At 63.1% G+C, this 19,131-nt stretch carries 17 protein-coding genes; 10 read left to right on the top strand and 7 right to left on the bottom strand.

Annotated elements, in window-relative coordinates:
- Positions 1 to 75 precede the first annotated feature (75 nt).
- Entirely contained in the window at positions 76 to 1,014 is a 939-nt protein-coding gene (locus tag CQ002_RS16750) for an aliphatic sulfonate ABC transporter substrate-binding protein (RefSeq protein WP_105162467.1), read from the top strand.
- Positions 1,011 to 2,336, top strand: coding sequence for an LLM class flavin-dependent oxidoreductase (locus CQ002_RS16755; RefSeq protein WP_069077565.1), 1,326 nt, complete (start codon positions 1,011 to 1,013; stop codon positions 2,334 to 2,336). Before CQ002_RS16750 ends, CQ002_RS16755 begins: the two co-directional genes overlap by 4 nt.
- Positions 2,337 to 2,386: 50 nt before the next feature.
- On the opposite strand, the gene CQ002_RS16760 is transcribed toward CQ002_RS16755, so the two are convergent.
- Positions 2,387 to 2,929 carry an acyl-CoA thioesterase gene (locus CQ002_RS16760; RefSeq protein ID WP_105162466.1) on the bottom strand — a complete coding sequence of 181 codons (543 nt, stop codon included), beginning with the start codon at positions 2,927 to 2,929 and terminating at the stop codon, positions 2,387 to 2,389.
- 108 nt (positions 2,930 to 3,037) lie between these two features.
- Here CQ002_RS16760 and CQ002_RS16765 point away from each other — a divergent pair, with 108 nt between their 5' ends.
- Positions 3,038 to 3,997, top strand: coding sequence for a GlxA family transcriptional regulator (locus CQ002_RS16765; protein WP_105162465.1), 960 nt, complete (start codon positions 3,038 to 3,040; stop codon positions 3,995 to 3,997).
- 133 nt (positions 3,998 to 4,130) lie between these two features.
- On the opposite strand, the gene CQ002_RS16770 is transcribed toward CQ002_RS16765, so the two are convergent.
- Both CQ002_RS16770 and CQ002_RS16775 read right to left on the bottom strand, forming a co-directional pair.
- Positions 4,131 to 4,517 (bottom strand): hypothetical protein, encoded by a 387-nt coding sequence (locus CQ002_RS16770; protein WP_069077567.1) that lies wholly within the window; start codon positions 4,515 to 4,517, stop codon positions 4,131 to 4,133.
- A 145-nt stretch (positions 4,518 to 4,662) separates the two neighbouring features.
- A complete protein-coding gene (locus CQ002_RS16775; protein ID WP_105162464.1) occupies positions 4,663 to 5,385 on the bottom strand; it encodes a pirin family protein in 723 nt (240 codons plus the stop codon).
- Positions 5,386 to 5,565: 180 nt separating this feature from the next.
- On the opposite strand from CQ002_RS16775, the gene CQ002_RS16780 reads away from it, so the two are divergent.
- Together CQ002_RS16780 and CQ002_RS16785 are read left to right on the top strand one after the other, a co-directional pair.
- Complete coding sequence (locus tag CQ002_RS16780) at positions 5,566 to 6,516, top strand: GlxA family transcriptional regulator (RefSeq protein WP_105162463.1); 951 nt, start codon at positions 5,566 to 5,568, stop codon at positions 6,514 to 6,516.
- Between the two features lie 95 nt (positions 6,517 to 6,611).
- Positions 6,612 to 8,135 (top strand): winged helix-turn-helix domain-containing protein, encoded by a 1,524-nt coding sequence (locus CQ002_RS16785; RefSeq protein ID WP_034106484.1) that lies wholly within the window; start codon positions 6,612 to 6,614, stop codon positions 8,133 to 8,135.
- On the opposite strand, the gene CQ002_RS16790 is transcribed toward CQ002_RS16785, so the two are convergent.
- Both CQ002_RS16790 and CQ002_RS16795 read right to left on the bottom strand, forming a co-directional pair.
- Positions 8,082 to 10,844, bottom strand: a complete 2,763-nt coding sequence (locus CQ002_RS16790; protein ID WP_105163142.1) for a winged helix-turn-helix domain-containing protein — start codon at positions 10,842 to 10,844, stop codon at positions 8,082 to 8,084. The two genes, CQ002_RS16785 and CQ002_RS16790, sit on opposite strands and share 54 nt — an antisense overlap.
- A 57-nt stretch (positions 10,845 to 10,901) precedes the next feature.
- Positions 10,902 to 11,300 (bottom strand): helix-turn-helix domain-containing protein, encoded by a 399-nt coding sequence (locus CQ002_RS16795; protein WP_034106482.1) that lies wholly within the window; start codon positions 11,298 to 11,300, stop codon positions 10,902 to 10,904.
- Between the two features lie 204 nt (positions 11,301 to 11,504).
- On the opposite strand from CQ002_RS16795, the gene CQ002_RS16800 reads away from it, so the two are divergent.
- The 5 genes from CQ002_RS16800 to CQ002_RS16825 all read left to right on the top strand — a co-directional run bounded on the left by CQ002_RS16800 (position 11,505) and on the right by CQ002_RS16825 (position 17,020).
- Positions 11,505 to 12,413 (top strand): LysR family transcriptional regulator, encoded by a 909-nt coding sequence (locus CQ002_RS16800; protein WP_034106552.1) that lies wholly within the window; start codon positions 11,505 to 11,507, stop codon positions 12,411 to 12,413.
- A 475-nt stretch (positions 12,414 to 12,888) separates the two neighbouring features.
- A complete protein-coding gene (locus CQ002_RS16810; protein ID WP_105162462.1) occupies positions 12,889 to 13,479 on the top strand; it encodes an antibiotic biosynthesis monooxygenase in 591 nt (196 codons plus the stop codon).
- A complete protein-coding gene (locus CQ002_RS16815; protein ID WP_105162461.1) occupies positions 13,476 to 15,314 on the top strand; it encodes an amidohydrolase in 1,839 nt (612 codons plus the stop codon). The genes CQ002_RS16810 and CQ002_RS16815 overlap by 4 nt, the downstream gene beginning before the upstream one ends.
- 24 nt (positions 15,315 to 15,338) lie before the next feature.
- The gene (gene ycaC, locus CQ002_RS16820) at positions 15,339 to 15,956 is read left to right on the top strand and encodes an isochorismate family cysteine hydrolase YcaC (RefSeq protein WP_034106475.1); all 618 of its coding nucleotides are present in this window, start codon (positions 15,339 to 15,341) and stop codon (positions 15,954 to 15,956) included.
- 182 nt (positions 15,957 to 16,138) lie between these two features.
- Positions 16,139 to 17,020 (top strand): LysR family transcriptional regulator, encoded by an 882-nt coding sequence (locus CQ002_RS16825; RefSeq protein WP_034106473.1) that lies wholly within the window; start codon positions 16,139 to 16,141, stop codon positions 17,018 to 17,020.
- Here CQ002_RS16825 and CQ002_RS16830 read toward each other — a convergent pair.
- Both CQ002_RS16830 and CQ002_RS16835 read right to left on the bottom strand, forming a co-directional pair.
- Positions 17,007 to 18,044, bottom strand: a complete 1,038-nt coding sequence (locus CQ002_RS16830; RefSeq protein ID WP_034106472.1) for an AraC family transcriptional regulator — start codon at positions 18,042 to 18,044, stop codon at positions 17,007 to 17,009. The genes CQ002_RS16825 and CQ002_RS16830 overlap by 14 nt on opposite strands.
- 1 nt (position 18,045) lies before the next feature.
- Positions 18,046 to 18,960 (bottom strand): GGDEF domain-containing protein, encoded by a 915-nt coding sequence (locus CQ002_RS16835; RefSeq protein WP_105162460.1) that lies wholly within the window; start codon positions 18,958 to 18,960, stop codon positions 18,046 to 18,048.
- Positions 18,961 to 19,131: the final 171 nt, after the last annotated feature.

Here is a 19,131-nt window from a genome sequence, read left to right on the forward strand (position 1 = left end):
TGACGCTGCTGAGCGGCCTTACGCGGTTTTTTGGCATAGGCAGCCGTCTTTCCCACACCCACGCCAAGGCCCTTCATGACGTTCAAGACACTTATCGTCGCCGCCAGTCTATTGTTCGCCGCAGCGGCGGCCCATGCCGAGCAAACCCTGGATATCAGCTATCAGCGTTCTTCGACCCTTTGGATCCTGCTCAAGCAAAATGGCCAGTTGGAGCAGCGCCTCAAGCCCCTCGGTTTCACAGTGAACTGGCACGAATTCAGCACCGGCCTGCTCAGCTCGTTGAACGCCGGTAGCGTCGACCTGCATGCGGATGTGGCGGACGCGTTCGCGCTGTTCACCCAGGCCGCCGATGCACCGTTGACCTATTACGCCCAGGAAAACTCATCGCCGGGCGCCCAGGCAATCATCGTCCAGGACCCATCACCGATCCACAGCATCGCCGACCTCAAGGGCAAGACCGTCGCCGTGTCCAAGGGCTCGGGCAGCAACTACCTGCTGATCCGCGCGCTGAAAAAGGCTGGGTTGACCCTGGCGGATATCACCCCGCGTTACCTGGAAGCACCGGACGGCGGTGCGGCCTTCGCCAATGGCAGTGTCGATGCCTGGGTGATCTGGGACCCGTTCCTCGCCAGCCAAGAACTGGATCACCACGTACGGGTGATCGCCGACGGCAAGGACGGCCTGGCCGACTACAACCGTTTCTACCTGGCAACGACGAAGTTCGCCAAGGCCCACCCAGACGTGTTGCAGGTGACCTTTGACACCCTGCGCGAAACCGGTCATTGGGTGAAGGCCCATCCCAAGGAGGCCGCCGACATCCTCGGCCCGCTGTGGGGCAATATTGCCCCGGCCACGGTGGAGCGCGCCAATAGCCGCCGCAGCTACGACATCATCCCGGTCAAGCTGGAAAACCTCGCCGAGCAACAGCGCATCGCCGACACCTACCACGCCGCCAAGCTGATCCCCAAGGCGTTGAAGATCAACGACATCACCGTATGGACACCCAAGCCATGAGCCGCCAAATCCATTTATCCGCGTTCTTGTTGAGTGGGCCAGTGGTGCACAGCCATGCGGTGTGGCGCCACCCGGAAACCGTCGGCAACTACCTCGACCCCGAGTACTACGCACGCGTGGCCAAGGTGGTGGAGGAGGGGTTGTTCGACTTCCTGTTCTTCGCCGACCGCCTGGCCGTGGGCGATCAAATGGGCGGCTCCCGCGAGTTCGCCTTGCGCTACGGCGCTCAGGACGCTACGCGCCTGGACCCGTTGCCGATCCTGTCTTACCTGGTCGGTAAAACCAGCAAGCTGGGCCTGGGCGCGACACGTTCCACCACCTACTACGAACCGGCGCACATCGCCCGTGAATTCGCCACCCTCGATCACCTGTCCAAGGGCCGCGCGGCGTGGAATATCGTCACCTCGATGAACGACAGCGAAGGGCGTCTGTTTGGCAAGGACAAGCACCTGGAACACGATCTGCGCTACGACCGCGCCGATGAGTTTGTCGAAGTCGCGTTGAAGCTCTGGAACAGCTGGGGCAAGGACGCGCTGAAGCTGGATCGGCAAAGCGGTGTGCTGGCGGACCCCGAGCTGATCCGTTCGGTGCAGCATCAGGGTGAGTGGTTCAAGGTTGAAGGCCCGTTGAATATTCCGCGCACGCCCCAGGGCCGGCCGGTGCTGATCCAGGCCGGATCTTCCGGACGTGGCCGGCGCTTTGGCGCGCGTTGGGCCGAGGCGATCTTCACCATTCACCCGCATTTGGCGGCCATGCGCGCGTTCCGTGACGACGTGCGCGCCCAGGTGGTGCAGCAAGGTCGCGAGGCCGATAGCTGCAAAGTGCTGACGGCGGTGATGCCGTTCATTGGCGGCAGCGAAGCCGAGGCCCGGGCCAAGCGCGATCAGCACAACGCGCTGGCACGCCCAGAGTTGGGGCTGGTGACATTGGCCTCGCAGTTGAATGTGGACCTGTCGCCATTCCCGCTAAGCGCGACATTGGCCGAGATCGCCCAGTCCCCATTGATCCACCCGGCTGCAGCTGAAAAGCTCTTGATGCAGGGCCCCGAAACCACCCTGGAAGCACTCGGGCGGATCTTCGCCAGCAGCGTGCGAGTGCCGCAATTGGTCGGTACCGGGGCGCAGGTGGCCGACCAGTTGGCCGAGCTGTTCGAACAGGGTGGTTGCGATGGGTTTGTGATTTCTCCGGGGTACTTGCCGGGCTCATTCACGGAGTTTGTCGAGAGCGTGATTCCGCATTTGCAGCGCAAGGGGTTGTTCCGCAGGGCGTACGAAGGGTCGACGCTGCGCGAGCACCTGGGCCTGTCCGAACTCTTGGGCTGAACGCGCTCGATGTGGGCACCGGCTTGCCTGCGAAGGCGATCTAAACGCACTCAAGCCTGCTGCTCCCCGCGTAACTGAACACTCATTTCATCACAGCTGTGCGCCCAATCGCTGAGCCACTGCGGCAGCGGTGGCGATGTTTCATCCAGGCCCAGCTCGCGCACAAAATCGCTCGGCGGCAGGGTGCCCTTGGCCGAGCGGAACAGTCCGCGCATCACCACCACGCCGACCACCCGGCCGTTGCTGAAAAAGCGGTGCTCCATCAGGCTCCACTTAGGGTCCCAGCCGAGCATGCGGGTGTGCACCTCGAAGACTTCAAACAGCTTCAACTCCCGGCGGAACTTGCCCCAGGTGTCGCCCACGATCGGCAGCGCCTTGTTGCGCAGTGCCACGCGAAAGGCGCCGGTGCGCAACACAAAATCCATGCGTGCAACGTCCGCCAGGGAAAAATAGCGGCCATTGGTAACATGCCGGTTGATATCCAGGTCCAGCGGCCAGACGCGCATGCGCACCACGGTGGTGGCCAGGCCGTGCACGGGTTTGCGCCAGGGGCGTCGGGACAGCATGAAGAGCAAGCGAAACCAGAGATTCATAAAGACGCCAGACAGTTGATCAGTGGCAGCACTGTAGAGGCGTGGAATCGGCTAAGGTAGGTGCACAAATGACTTATTACATGCGAAAAGCGCAACCGGATTCCCGTCATGCACATCACTTTGCTCCTGGCCGATCGCTGCTCCGCCGCCAGTGCCACCATGGCCCTGGAGATGCTCAGCGCCGCCAACCTGTTTGCCGACAGCTCGCCCTTCGACGTAGCGGTTGCCTCCCTGGATGGCCAGGCCGTGGATGCCTGGGGCGGCCAGCGTTTGCAGGTGGACTGCTCGATAGCGCAGATCGCGCGTACCGACCTGGTACTGGTTCCAGGGTTTCTGTTCACCTTGAAGGAAGCGCTGCCGACGTTTCCGGCCTATGCCGCCTGGTTGCGCGACCAACACGCAAGCGGTGCGGTATTGGCGTCGATGTGCACGGCGGCCTTTCTGTTGGCTGAATCGGGTGTGTTGCTGGGCCTGCGCGCCACGACCCACTGGGCACTGGCGGAGCTGTTTCGTCGACGCTACGCGGACGTGAACCTGGATGACACGCAGATCCTCTGCGAAGAGAACCGCGTGATCACCAGCGGCGGCGCCAGTGCAGCGATGGACCTGATGCTGCACCTGATCCGCCGTTTCGGCTCGCCGGAGCTGGCCCACACCTGCGGTAAATACCTGCTGATCGATAATGTGCGCAGCGAGCAATCGGTGTATGCCATGTGGTCGCTGCCCAAAAGCCATGGTGACAGCGAGATCTTGCGCGTGCAGTACTGGCTGGAGCAGCACTTTGCTGAGCCGTTGGTCATCGACGACGTGGCTCGACGTTTCGGTTTCGGCGTGCGCAATTTCAAGCGGCGCTTCAAGGAGGCCACTGGTTACACACCGATTGCTTACCTGCAAACCCTGCGCCTGGAGCGGGCCAAGCAAATGCTGGAGTCGACCCGCATGACCCTGGAAAGCATCACCTACGCGGTCGGCTATGAAGACAGCAACTCGTTTCGCCGGCTGTTCCAGCAACGGGTGGGCCTGTTGCCGGCGGCGTATCGCAAGAAATTCCTTGTCCGTCCGGCCTGATCCAGCGATGTCACCGGCAACAGATCAGCAAGGCGGTGCTAGGGGCGGACCGCGACCTGCATTAACCCCAAACCACAGGCGAAAAAAAACCGGCTGATCAGGCCGGTTTGGGGTTCCCGCCAGCAGCGCGGGATTATGCGTTGTTGCCTTGCAGGCGATCAGCACCGCCTTCAGCCAGGCCACGTTCTTGCAGGCGATCAGCACCACCTTCAGCCAGGCCACGTTCTTGCAGGCGATCAGCACCGCCTTCAGCCAGGCCGCGTTCTTGCAGGCGATCAGCACCGCCCTCAGCCAGGCCGCGTTCTTGCAAACGATCGGCACCGCCTTCGGCTACACGACGTTCCAGCAGGCGGTCCGAGCCGTTTTCGGCAACACGGTTACCTTGCAGCCGGTCGGAACCGCCCTCGGCAACACGACTTTCGATCAGGCGATCCGAACCGCCTTCAGCCACGACAGGATGAGCGAATGCGTTTGCAGCGAGTACCGAGAAAGCGAGGCTAAGCAAGATTTGGCGTTTCATGAGAGTGTGCTCCGAGTGTTTTAGTTGGGTGTTGCCGGGTATGGGTTTGATGTTACGCGTTGCATTTTTTAAGAGAACTTCATTGGAATGATGGTGACTATCGACGCCAGCGATGGCTCGTCCTGGCGAGCCATCACAGGGCCGGTCATGGCATCTGCGGCAGTTCCTGCGGGCGCAGGTCGAACACCAGCACCTCGGCGTCGTCGCCGTGGCTCAAGCGGATCTGCCGCTCCTCACGGACCCGGGCGCCGTCGCCTTCCTGCAAGCGCTGGCCATTGACTTCAACACTGCCCCGGGCCACATGGATGTACACATGGCGCTCCGGTGGCAGGTCCAGGGTCGCGGCCTCGTCACCGTCGAAGAGCCCAGCATACACTCGTGCGTCCTGACGCACGCTGAGGGAGCCGTCGTTGCCGTCTGGCGAAATGATCAACTGCAAGCGCCCACGTTTCTGCGCGTCGCTGAAGTGCTCCTGCTGATAACGTGGCTCGGCACCCGCCACGGCGGGCACGATCCAGATCTGCAGGAAGTGCACGCCACGGGCCTGGCTGTGGTTGAACTCGCTGTGGGCCACGCCGCTGCCGGCGCTCATCAGTTGCACATCGCCAGGGCGGATCACCGAACCGGTGCCCAGGGTGTCCTTGTGTTCCAGGGCGCCTTCCAGCACATAGGAGAAGATCTCCATGTCGCGGTGCGGGTGCTGGCCGAAGCCTTTGCCGGCCGCCACGCGGTCATCGTTGATCACCAGCAGGTCGGAAAAACCCTGTTCATTCGGGTTCCAGTAGTTGGCGAACGAGAAGGTGTGGAACGACTTCAACCAACCGTGATTGGCGGCGCCGCGTTCGGAAGCTTTGCGAAGGGTCAGCATGGTCTTGTCCTCAAGTGGGAGCGGGCTGCGATATGCAGGGCTCCGGCGTTGAGAAGAAGGTTAATGGTTACTGTGAAATTCATTAAGAGGCTAAAAATTGAATAACTGTCTCCTTTAAGTTGACAGTTGCAAGCGTGGCATAATGCCCGCCGCCTTCCTTTCCGATGGACCTGACCTGATATGAAAACCGTGGCCATGGCGCTGTTTCCGGACTTCCTGCTGCTCGACATGGCCGGGCCGCTCGAAGTGTTCTCCATCGCCAATCGCTACCTGCCGGTGGCGCAGCACTACCAGATCCTCACCATCGGTACCGAGCCCGGGCCGTTGCGCGCCTCCAATGGCGTGGTGGTGCAGGCCGACCTGTTGCTGGACCAGGCTCAGGACAGCTACGACTTGCTGCTGGTACCCGGTGGTCCCGGTGCCTATAACGAATGCCACCCTGCCTTGTTGTCCTGGCTCCAGGTGGCCACCCCAAGGGCGCGGCGCTTTGGTTCTATCTGCACCGGGGCCTTTGTACTGGGGCATGCCGGCCTGCTGGACGGTCATCGCGTGACCACCCACTGGCACTACACCGAACGGCTGATCAAGGCATTCCCCCAGGCGAGGGTCGAAACTGATCGTATCTATCTGCAGGACGGGCGGCTGATCACGTCGGGTGGGGTCACCGCGGGTATCGACCTGGCGCTGTCGGTGGTGGCTCAGGACCATGGCAAGCAGGTTGCGGTGGAAGTGGCCAAGGTGCTGCTGGTGGTGATGAAACGCCAGGGTGGGCAGGCCCAGTTCAGCCCGATGACGGCGGCGGTAGCGCCCCAGGAAACCGCGATTACTCGCGTGCAAAACCATGTGCTGGAGCATCTGGACCAACCTTTCACCATCGAGTCCATGGCCGCGATGGCCGGCATGAGCGCGCGCCACTTTGCGCGGCTGTTCGCCAAGGATGTGCAGATGACCCCCATGGCCTTCCTGCAAGGCGCGCGCATCGACCGTGCCCGGCAGTTGCTGGAGACCACCGACCTGCCGCTCAAGACCGTGGCTTTCCATGCAGGTTTCGGCAGCGTGCGGCATATGCGCTCTCTGTTCAGCGAGAAACTGGGTCTCAACCCGACCCAATACCGACAGCAGTTCAGTTAACGACAGAATGTCCGTTTAGCGCACCCGATTGTCCGTGTCGCTCCCCGTGCCAGCATTGTCCTGTCAACGCCAACTGGCAAGATAGCGTCAAGCCCATGGAAAAGGATGCGCAGATGCCCAAGGCCGGGTGTTTCAGCGCTATGACACAGATGAACAATCCCCAGGCGATTGACGCGGATGGCACGGTTCGCTTCGGCGATTATGTCTTTCACCGGCAACAACGGTTGGTCAGCAAGGCTGGCTGGCCGGTGCCGTTGGGCGGACGCGCGCTGGATATCCTCGCGGTACTGCTCGAAGCGCCTGGGCAATTTTTCAGCAAGGCGACACTGATCGAGCGGGTCTGGCCGCACAGCGTGGTGGAAGAGAACAACCTGCGCGTGCACATCGCGGCTTTGCGCCGCGCCCTTGACGGACAGCGCTATATCCTCAACGACCCCCAGCGGGGCTATTGTTTCGCAGCCAAGGTGCAAGGTGGCCTGCTAGCCACACTGCCCCGGCACAATCTGGTGGCACGACTCAGCGCGGTGATGGGCTGCGAGGCATTGTTGGGTGTGCTGGTGCGACGCCTGTCGGGGCAAAACCTGATGACCCTTACCGGCTGCGCCGGCGTTGGCAAAAGCACCCTGGCCCTGGCGTTGGCCGAACGTGTGTTGCCGCGCTACCGCGACGGCGTGTGGTGGGTCGACCTGGCCACCGTCCAAGCGCCGGTGACCCTGCTGCGCCACCTGGCCGCGGTGCTGCACCTTGAGCCCAGTGCCAGTGCTGTCGAACTGGGCCGCCAATTGGCTTCGCGCCAGCTCCTACTGGTGCTTGATGGCGCCGACCTGCTGCTCGGCGCCTGCCGGCACCTGGTGCGCGTACTACGGGAAACAGCCCCTCTGGTCAGCGTGCTGGTCACCAGCCGAGAAGCCCTGCACGTTCCCGGCGAATGGGTGCAACGCGTGCCTCGGTTGGCGGTGCCTGCACCAGCGGCGCTGGGCAGCGTCGAACAGGCGATGAGTTACCCGGCGGTGCAACTGTTCGTGGCACGCGTTCGTGCCGGTCAGCAGGGGTTTGTGTTGCGGCCCCAGGACCTGGCGCCACTGCGCGATATCTGCCGGCGCCTCGATGGCATCCCCTTGGCCTTGGAACTGGCCGCCGCCCAAGTCGACGCCCTTGGCGTGCGCGGCTTGCAGGAGCAGTTGAGCAAGGGCCTGCAAGTGCTGACCCGGGGCCGGCGCACGGCGGTGGAACGTCATCAGTCCCTGGCGGCGGCGCTGGACTGGACCTTCCAGCGTCTGAGCCTGCCGGAGCGCTGGCTGTTCCTGCAATTGGGGTTGTTCAAGATGGCGGTGACGCTGCCAACCCTGAGTGAACTGGTGGCCGGCACCGAGCTGGAACACGCCGACCTGTCCTACCTGCTGGGGCGGCTGGTGGACGCGTCACTGCTGACCCTTGAACCCGGCCCCGGCCATGCGCGCTACCGCTTGCTCAATTGCGTGCGCAGCTATGCACTGGCGCACTTGCGCGACCCGGTGCAGGTGGCGCGTTTGCAGCAGGGGTATGGGCATTACCTGGGACCGTATTCAGGCCGGCCGTTTGTCTTGCAACTCGTCGAGCAGGCGGCGTACGCGCACTAGATCCGGGGTGGCAAAGCCCTCGGTGAAACGCCCGTAGATCGAGTTCAGCAGATCGCTGGCGGCCTGCACACGACCTTGGGCCTGCCACCGTCGCGCCAATGACGTTGCGCAACGCAGCTCCCAGGCCAGCGCGCCTTGCTGGTGGGCCAGGCCCAGGGCCTCCAACAGCAGTGTCTCTGCTGCGCGGGCGTCGGTCATGCTGTCGGCGCGGACCCGCAAGATCTCCGGGGCGCACCAGCCCGCGTCGCCCGTGCGGGCGCGTTCGACGCACGAGTCGTCCACTGCGTGGGAACCCAGGGTGACCAGGATGTCCTGGACCAGCCCCAGGCCTTGCAGGTCCTTGTGACCGAGGGTGCCGGCGTAGTGCCCCGACCAGGTCTGGAACAACTGCACCGAATGCTTGTGGGCATGCTCCAGCAGCAATGCCTGCAAGGATTGGGCGGTGTGTACGTCCCCGTTGTAGCGGGCGATGACCACGGTCGCCAGGGCCAGGGTGTAGCAGATGGAGGTGCCATGATTGATTTGCTGCGCCAGCGTCAACGCCTGGCTGGCGGTGCGCCAGGCTTGCTCGGGAAAACCTTGCAGCCACAGGATCCGCGCCAACACCGTCAGTGACGCCACGCTCTGGTCGTATTGCACACCGATACCGTGGGCAAACCGGTTGAGGTGGCCGCTGTGCGCCATGCGCTGGATCACCTGCTCGGCGTTGTGCCGGGCGAGGGCCTGGTTGCCGTTGTAATGCTGGGCCAGAACGCGTAGGCGTTGGGCGCTGATGTCCAGTTGCGGGTCGGTGCGCGGGTCGAGTCGATCGAACTGCACGCTCTGTGCCAGCGCCTGGCGATACAGGCCCGCACACAGGTTCACCGCCATATGCCCCGAGACCGCGCGCAGTTGTCCCGCTACGTCCTGGCGCTCCTCGGCCAGGCACCGGGCACTGGCAAACGCGGCAATGGTCTGCGGGGCACCGCCCATGGCGTGATACGACAGGCTGCCCAGCGCCAGTTGCAGTTGCATGGTCAACCGCGGGCACGGCGAGCGGGCCTTGCCCATCAGCGCCAGTGCCTTGTCCACATACAACCGGTGCTCCCTGAGCAACGACAACTCTTGCCACAGCGGCATTGCGCTGACTGTCAGACGGATCGCCAGCAGGTGTTCACCCGCGTCCGCCAGCCCCCAGTCGAGGGCGGCACGCACGTCTTCGCGCAGGGGGGCGTAGCGGTCGATCCAGGCTTGGGTTGCAATCAGCTCCCAATCGTCGCGCGCCTGCTCCATCAGTGCCAGGCAGCGCCCGGCATGGCGCTCGCGGGTGGCGTCCAGCTCATTGGCGACGCTGAGCTGTTCCAAGGCATAGGTGCGGGTGATGTCCAGCAGGCGATAGACCATTTCGTCATCACCGGCCTCCACATTGAGCAAGGACTTGGCGACCAACTGCGTGATCGAACCCAGCACCTCGGTGGGTGCGACCTGCTCCCCGGCGATCACCGCCGCCGCGCTGGCCAGGCTGAACCCGCCCCGGAACACCGCCAGGCGCCGCAGGCAGATCTGCTCGCAGGCCGTCAGCCGCTCGAAGCTCCAGTCCAGCGTGGCGCGCAGGGTTTGATGACGGGGCAGGGCGCTGCGCCGACCGCGCGTGAGCAGGCGGAAGTTATCCTCCATCTGCACCAGCAATCCGGGCAGGCCAACGTGTTCGATCTGCGCCGCCACCAGCTCGATGGCCAGGGGAATGCCGTCCAGGCGCTGGCAGATATCAATCGCCAGCGGCAGTTCGGCCTCGCTCAACTCAAAGTTGTCCTGATGGGACATGGCCCGCTCGATCAACAACTGCAGGGCCGGGTAGCCCAGTGCCTGGGCACGATTGCCGGTGGCAGGCGGGCAGGCCAGGGGGTCCAGGCGCTGCACGTACTCGCCTTCGGCGCGCAATGCCTCGCGGCTGGTCGCCAGGATGTGCAACCTGGGCGCGTGGCGCAGCAGGGTTTCGCTGATCAGGGCGATGTCGTCCAGCAGGTGCTCACAGTTGTCGATCACCAGCAGCAACTGGCGATCCTGCAGGCTGCGCGCAAACGCGACCAGGGGTTCTTGCCCGGCGTGGGTGAGGTCCAGGAGGGCGGCGAGGTTGGGCAGGATCATCGATGGCGTGCTGAGGGGCGCCAGGTCAAGCAGGCGGATACCGTCGCGGTAATGCCCGATCAGCAACTCCGCGACACGCAAGGCGACGGTGGTCTTGCCAATGCCACCAGTACCGGTCAGGGTGATGAAACGTTGTTCAGGCAGTCGCTGCACCAGGCTGTCGATCAAGGCCTGGCGACCGATCATGCGGGTTCGGCGCAAGGGCAAATTGTGGCACGGGCGCTGTGGGGCACCCTCGGCGGGTAGCGTCATCGGCTCGATGCTCAGTGGTGCGACAAAACTGTAGCCACGCTGGGCCACCGTGACGATATAGCGCTGACCGGCCTGGCCATCGCCCAAGGCCTTGCGCAACGCCGCCATGTGCACCCGCAGGTTGCCGTCTTCCACCACGCTCTTGGGCCACACACGGGCGATCAATTCCTGCTTGCTCACCACATTGCCGGCCTGCTCCAGCAGGATCAGCAGGATATCCACCGCGCGTCGCCCCAGGCGCAGCGGGCGGCCAGCTTCCAGCACCACGCGTTGACGCGGGTGGATGCGGTAGGGGCCGAATTGCACAGCCTGGTCGCTGAGGTCACTCATGGGGGCCATGCTTGGGAATGGGGGAGCGGCCAGCATATTCCAGCCAGCTACACACCACTAGGCCGCAATCACTTGGGGCTTGTGGCGCAATTGGTGATTTCGCCAGGTCATTGGGTTGACGCCTTCGCTGCGAGTGAACATATGACAGAAGTGCGCCTGGTCGCAAAACCCGCATTCGAGGCTGATTTGGGTCAGGCTCAGGCTCGAACCGGTGATCAATTCCTTGGCCCGCTGGATGCGCTGCTCGCGGATCCATTCCTGCGGCGACAAACCGGTGGTGCACTTGAACGCCCTGGAAAAATGACTGCGCGACAATGCGCACGCCTGGGCGAGGTCGGCAATGGCCAGGCTTTCGCCGAGGTTGGCCAGAATCAGTTGCTTGGCGATACGCTCGCGCCGGGGGCACAAGCCACCGGTGGCGGACAAGCGAGGGGTATATTGCTCGAGTCGGGCCATGACAATTTTCCGCAGTCGATGGGAGCGTTCCCGGTGGATGGATGCAGTGTAGACCGGGCTAATCTTGTTGCCGGACCGTTTGGCTGACGAGTTAATCGTTGTTAATTTCGTCAGGTGCAGGCTTGGAAAAGACAGCACAGGCATGCAATCCGGATAACGGGTTGCGTGCTTATCTGTGAGCTTGCCAACCGTTTGGGTACCACCATGAACCGCAACGACCTGCGCCGCGTCGACATGAACCTGCTGGTGATTTTCGAAGCGCTGATGTTCGAAAAGAACCTGACCCGGGTCGCCGAAAAACTCTTCATGGGCCAACCGGCGGTCAGCGCGGCCCTGGGGCGATTGCGCGACTTGTTCGACGACCCATTACTGCTGCGCAACGGCCGGGGCATGGAGCCCACGCCACGCGCCTTGGCGATTCTCAAGGAGTTGCAACCGGCCATGGACACCATTTCCGGCGCGGTCAGCCGTGCCAAGGATTTCGACCCTTCCACCAGCTGTGCGGTGTTCCGTATCGGCCTCTCCGACGATGCCGAGTTCGGCTTGTTCCCGCCGTTGCTCAGCCAACTGCGTGAAGAAGCGCCGGGGATCATCGTGGTGGTGCGCCGGGCCAATTACCTGCTGATGTCGTCATTGCTGGCCAGTGGTGAAATCACCGTGGGCGTCAGCTACACCACGGAATTGCCGGCGAATGCCAAGCGCAAGAAGCTGCGGGATATTCCGTGCAAGGTGCTGCGTGGGGACACCGGTTCCGAACCCCTGACCCTGGATGACTACTGCGAGCGGCCGCATGCGATGGTGTCGTTTTCCGGGGATTTGAGCGGCAACATCGACCTGGACCTGGCGCGCATCGGCCGCTCGCGCAGGGTGGTATTGGCGGTGCCGCAGTTCAGCGGGCTAAGGGCGCTTCTGGCGGGGACGCAGATCATTGCGACGGTGCCGGATTATGCGGCGTGTGCCTTGACCGAGGGCACTGCTTTGCGTGCGGAGGATCCGCCGTTTGCGATTGATGCGGCGGAGTTGTCGATGGTGTGGAGCGGGGTGCATGACAATGACCCGGCGGAGCGGTGGTTGCGGGCGCGGATTGGGGAGCATATGGCTCGGGTGGTCTGATAGTTTTTTGATGGGGTGAATACCCGTTTTTAGGGCACGGCGGCTATTTGGTTCTGCTCCTACAGCGGCTCACCGTTGGAAGAGCGCCAAACGTAACCAAAAACGCTTCGCCCAAATACTCGGCACCTCGCCCAGGCTCGGTGTGCCTGATGTACCGAGTTGCCTGCATCGCAGGCAAGCCAGCTCCCACACAAAAGCAGGTAGGTGATTGACCTACTCAGCCAAGCGCAGGGCCCCAAGAGCCGACCGGTTTATGACTGTCGAACTCGGTCAAAGGTGGGAGCTGGCTTGCCTGCGAAAGCATCAACCGGGTGTACCTGATGTACCAAGTTGCCCGCATCGCAGGCAAGCCAGCTCCCACAGAAAACCATTCTGCGGCGCACGCACCTCCAAACAGCACGTACATCCAATTTTCCCCACCCCATCCCCCCGCACACTCCCTCATCGCTGAATCTTCAAGGCAGAGGGACACCCCATGGACCCAGCAGCAAAACCAGGCCCCGACGAAGTCGTCACCCTAGTGGTCAAACACCTCGTCAAACCCGGCCTGGAGGCCGACTACGAGGCCTGGCTACGCCGCATCGTGCGTATCGCCGGCGCACGCCCTGGCCACCTCGGCGTCGATGTGGTGCGTGGCAAGCACGGCAAACTGGCGCTGTTCACCTGTGTGTTGCGCTACCGCTCCACCGACGACCTGGAAACCTGGCTCGACTCCCCCGAGCGCAAAGCCCTGATCGCCGAAGCCACCCCCATGCTCGCCGACGGCGACAACACCGAAATCGGCGCGGTCAACGAATTCTGGTTCAACCCCGAAACCCCAAGCGCCGCCAAGCCGCCGCGCTGGAAGCAGGCGGTGGTCACCCTGTTTGTGATCCTGCCGCTGACGTTGCTGGTGCCTATCGTGTGGGGCCCGGTGCTGCGCCTGCACCCGTTTCTCTCCAACTACGTGGTCGCCACGTTCCTGGTGACCCTGACCATCGTGTTGCTGGTGGTCTACCTGCTGATGCCGGCGGCCACCCGCCTGTTCGCTCCCTGGCTTGAAGCCTCTGTAAAGGAAACCCTATGAACGCCGATCTGATTCTGTTCAATGGCCAATTCCACACCGTGGACCGTGAAAACCCGCGCGCCACTGCCGTTGCTATCCGCGAAGGGCGTTTTGTCGCCGTGGGCACCGACGGTGAAGCCATGGCCTTGCGAGGCAGCGGCACCCAGGTCATCGACCTCAAAGGCCGCACTGTGATCCCCGGCCTCAATGACTCGCACCTGCACCTGATCCGTGGTGGCCTGAACTACAACCTCGAACTGCGCTGGGAAGGCGTGCCGTCCCTGGCCGACGCCCTGCGCATGCTCAAGGACCAGGCCGACCGCACGCCAACCCCGCAGTGGGTGCGTGTGGTGGGGGGCTGGAACGAATTCCAGTTCGCCGAAAAACGCATGCCGACCCTGGAAGAGTTGAACCAGGCCGCGCCAGACACCCCGGTGTTCGTGCTGCACCTGTACGACCGCGCCTTGCTCAACCGCGCTGCGCTGCGCGTGGCCGGCTACACCAAGGACACGCCGAACCCACAGGGTGGCGAGATCGTGCGTGACGGCAATGGCAACCCCACCGGCATGCTGGTGGCACGGCCCAACGCGATGATCCTGTATTCGACCCTCGCCAAAGGCCCGAAACTGCCGTTGGAATACCAGGTCAACTCGACCCGCCAGTTCATGCGTGAGCTCAACCGCCTGGGGCTCACCAGCGCCATCGATGCCGGCGGCGGTTTCCAGAACTACCCCGATGACTACGCAGTGATCGAGCAACTGGCCAAGGATGAGCAACTGACGGTGCGCATCGCCTACAACCTGTTCACCCAGAAGCCCAAGGAAGAGCTCAGCGACTTCAAGAATTGGACCGGCAGCGTCACCTTGCACCAGGGCGATGATTACCTGCGCCACAACGGCGCCGGCGAGATGCTGGTGTTCTCGGCGGCCGACTTCGAGGATTTCCTTGAGCCACGTCCAGACCTGCCGCTGACCATGGAGCAGGAGCTGGAGCCGGTGGTGCGTCATCTGGTCGAGCAGCGCTGGCCTTTCCGCCTGCACGCCACCTATGACGAGTCCATTTCGCGCATGCTCGATGTGTTCGAGAAGGTCAACCGCGACATCCCGTTCAACGGCTTGCCGTGGTTCTTCGACCACGCCGAGACCATCACGCCGAACAATATCGAGCGTGTACGCGCCCTCGGTGGCGGTATTGCGATCCAGGACCGCATGGCGTTCCAGGGCGAGTACTTCGTCGAGCGTTACGGCGCCAAGGCCGCCGAAGCCACGCCGCCGATCAAGCGCATGCTCGCTGAAGGCGTGCCCGTCGGCGCGGGCACGGACGCCACGCGGGTGTCGAGTTATAACCCGTGGACCTCGCTGTACTGGATGGTCAGTGGCCGTACCGTGGGTGGCCTGGAGCTGCACGCCGAAGGCCTGCCACGCCTCACGGCGCTGGAACTGTTTACCCATGGCAGCGCCTGGTTCTCGTCCGAGCAGGGCAAGAAAGGCCAGATCAAGGTCGGGCAGTTGGCGGACGTGGCGGCACTGTCGGCGGACTTCTTCAGTGTCGATGAAGAAGCGATCAAGTGGATTGAATCGGTACTGACCGTGGTCGGCGGCAAGGTGGTCTATGGCGCCGGCGATTTCGACGAGTACGCGCCGCCACGGGTTCCGGTGCTGCCGGACTGGTCGCCAGTGGTCAAGGTACCGGGGCACTGGCGCCCGGGTTCGCCGTTGCAGGCTCACGCGCACCAGTGCAGTGGCCCCTGCGGCGTGCACGCCCACAGCCATGAAAAAGCGCGTCTTTCCAGCGTGCCGGTCAGCGACTTCCAGGGTTTCTGGGGTGCGTTTGGCTGCTCGTGCTTTGCCTTCTAATCAAACCCCCAAAGGAGTTACCCCATGACTTACTCGCGCTTGAACAAAGATGATGCCGTTGTCCTGTTGGTCGATCACCAGACCGGCCTGATCTCGCTGGTCCAGGACTTCTCCCCGAACGAATTCAAGAACAACGTGCTGGCCCTGGCGGACGTTGCCAAGTTCTTCAACCTGCCGACGATCCTGACCACCAGTTTTGAAGGCGGTCCTAATGGCCCCCTGGTCCCAGAGCTCAAAGCGTTGTTCCCGGATGCGCCCTACATCGCCCGCCCTGGCCAGATCAACGCCTGGGATAACGAGGATTTCGTCAAGGCGGTCAAGGCGACCGGCCGCAAGCAGATCATCATTGCCGGCGTGGTGACCGATGTGTGCGTTGCCTTCCCGACCCTGTGCGCCCTCGATGAGGGCTTTGAAGTGTTCGTGGTCACCGACGCCTCCGGCACTTTCAACGAAACCGTGCAACAAGCTGCCTGGGCGCGCATGACCGCCGCCGGTGCGCAACTGGTGAACTGGTTCGCCGTAGCCTGTGAGCTGCAAGTGGACTGGCGCAACGACATGGAAGGCCTGGCCAACCTGCTGTCGCCACGCATCCCCAACTACCGCAACCTGATGAACAGCTACTCGGCGTTCACGGCCAAGTAACCCGTTCTGCATAACGCCGCTGCTCACGTGTGGGAGCGGGCTTGCTCGCGAATACGGAGTACCAGTCGACAGATTAATGGACTGATCCACCGCATTCGCGGGCAAGCCCGCTCTCACATTTTGGTTTGTGGTGTGGCCACTGACAGGCTATAAACCAGCCAAATGTCTACTGAGAAGCGACAATGAACCCCTTCGAAGACATGCGCCTGTTTTGCCAGGTCATGGAATCCGGCAGTTTCACCGCCGCCGCCGAACAGTTGGGCCTGTCCAAGCAGTTCGTCAGCCGCCGCCTGATCCAACTGGAAGACCGCCTGGGCGTTCGCCTGCTCAACCGTTCCACGCGCCGACTGGATGTCACGCCACTCGGCCAGAGCTACTACGAATCCGCCTTGCGCCTGCTCGGTGAAGTCGAGCAAGTGGAGCAGGGCATCGCCGGCCAGAACAGCGAGCCTCGCGGCACCATTCGCCTCAGTGCGCCGTTGTCGTTTGCCATGGCGCACCTGGGCTGCCTGTTGCCGCTGTTCTTGCAGCGCCATCCCCAAGTGTCGGTGGAGGTCGACTTGAGCGACCGTCCCGTGGATCTGATCGGCGAAGGCTATGACCTGGTGCTGCGCATTGGCACCCTGGAAGATTCCACCCTGATTGCCCGCCGTATCGCCAGCATCCCGCGGGTGTATTGCGCCAGCCCCGACTACCTGGCCCGGCGCGGTACGCCGCAAAAGCCCGATGACCTTGCCGAGCACGATTGCCTGCCCTACGGCCATGGCCGCCAGGTGCAGTGGCGCTTCAAGGGCAAGGTGCAGGCGCTGAATGTTACTGGGCGCATGCGCGTGAACAACGGCGACCTGCTGCGCGACACCGCTATTGCCGGCTTGGGCGTGACGTACCTGCCGACCTTTATCATCGGCGACGCCTTGAAGGAGGGACGCCTGGTGAGTGTCCTGGATGACTTCGCCCCCGAGGCCCTGACGCTGTCGGCGGTGTACCCGCAGCACCGGCAAGGCTCGCGGCCGGTCCAGGCGCTGGTGGAGTTTTTGCGCGAACGCCTGGCTAGCGGCTGTTGAACAGCTGGCGGATCAGGTTGGGTGTGCTGCCGGTCCAGCGCTTGAACGAGCGACGGAAGTTCGCCGCGTCGTTGAAGTTGAGGTAGGCCGCCACTTCATCATTGCTGTAGCCCTTGACCTGATACAGGTGCAACGCCACCTGCTTGCGCACACGGTCGACCTGTTGCTGAAAGCCGGTGTTGTGCTTGTGCAGTTTGCGCTTGAGGGTTGCCGGGCTCATGGCGAAGGCGTGCGCGGCCTGTTCCAGGCTTGGCGGTTGGCGCACGTGCTCGCGTAGATAGTCGTAGAGGCAGTCGAGGAAACTGCCCGCAAAGCCCAGCTGTTCGATCTGCTCGCGGGCCTGCTGGCGCGCCACCTGGCCGGCGGTGGCGGAGGCACCCGGCCAGGCGCGGGTGAGGTGTTCACGCGAGATACTCATCATGTCCAGCGGCCGCTCGAAGCGCGTCTCTTCGCCGAGGTGCACCCAGTATTGCTCGACGTAACGCGGTTCGGCATGGCTGAAACTGCACACCCATGGCAGCCGCTCCCCACCGAGCCATTGGCTCATGGCAACCAGCGAGGTCATGCTGGCCTCGAGCAAAAAGCGCCAATGCTCACCGGCGCCGCAACTGTCTAACCAGTACAGGTAGGCGTGGTGGTCATCCAGCTCCAGTTGCAGCGTGACCAACGGGCTGAGCAACACTTGTTGCTGGATCAGGATCTCCAGCGCCTGGTGCAGGTTCTGCGCATGGCCCAGGGCATGGCTGGCTGCGCCGTAATAGCCCGGCAACAGTCGCTGACCAAAGAGAAAACTGCTGTCGTCGGCGTCGAGCCATTTACGGCTGTTGCCGATCAATCCGAGGAACTGCTGCGGGCTGAGGCGTGCCGTACCGGCGAGGATATCCTCGTGGAACAGCCCGGTGCCGCGCAGCAGGCGATGGCTGTCGATATCCCGGGACAAGGCCAGGTCGATCAGCGTGGCCGGTTGGTAGTGCCCCGGTATGAAGCGGCTGTCGGCTTCATACCAACGGGTCTTGACGGCCATCTCAGGCACTTTTCGCCAAGGGTTGCTTGGCCCTGGCCAGGGCCAGGTTGAGGCGCTTGAGCAAGTCATGGGGTGGCTCGTCCAGGGCCATGACCACAGCAGTCGTCGCCGCCAGTTGCAAGCGTTCACCGTGCAGCCGGGTTTTGTGCGCGAGGCCGCCTACCGCGTGTTGCAACTCCAGCGCGAGTTCCTTGGCCTGGCGCTCGCCGGTGTTGGGCAACAGCACCACAAAACGGTCACCCGCCAGGCGACACAGCAGGTCCTGGCGGCGCAAGTTGAGCAGCAACAAATGGCTGAGGGCCTGCAAGACCGCGTCGCCTTCGGCATGCCCGTAGGCCCGATTGATGGCGGCGAAGTTGTCCAGGTCCAGGGCCAGCAATGACAGCGGTTGCTGCTGGTCGTGGCTGTCTTGCAGGCTGTCGGCCAACTGGCGCTTGAGGTAATCGGCGCCGGCCAATGGCGTGAGTTTGTCGAACAACCGATGCTCGCGGAACAAGCGTTCGCGTTTTTCCATCTGCGCGCTGATCGCCAGTTGTTCGCGGTGCCAGTGGTAGATGCCGATCGTCAGCAGGATCATGCCCACCGGCATCGGCCCTGACTCCAGCCAGTGGTCCCAGGTGATGCTGTCGGGCAGGCGGATAAATTCGTCGAGGCTGTCGATCCACCAGGAGAAGAAGATGCACGACAGGCCCAGCGCCAGGTATTGGGTGACGCGTCCGGCGGGGCGGCTTTTCAGCACCAGGCCCAGCCAGACCAGGGCGAGGAGGGCGGAACCGCCTTCGCCAAAGATATCCAGCCACACCCACTCGCTGAAGCTTTTCAATTCGCCGCAGGCCAGGTGCAGGATCAGCCCGAGGTTGGCGGCGATCAGCAACAGGGAGAGTTTCCAGCGGTGAAGCTTGAGCACGGAAAACATGGCCGCGAGTCCTTGGGCAAATAAGCGATGGGCGCCAGCACAGCAGATGGATGTGACATTCGCGTGACGGTCGGGAGGGGTCGAATCAGCTCATGGCATAGATACATTTTTTCGCCAAACACAGCGCCAATGTGGCAGCTGGCTTGCCGGTGAAAGCGCTGCGCCAGCTAA

The sequence above is a fragment of the Pseudomonas sp. MYb13 genome, from assembly GCF_002980075.1.
In the GTDB taxonomy this organism is placed as follows: Bacteria; Pseudomonadota; Gammaproteobacteria; order Pseudomonadales; family Pseudomonadaceae; genus Aquipseudomonas; species Aquipseudomonas lurida.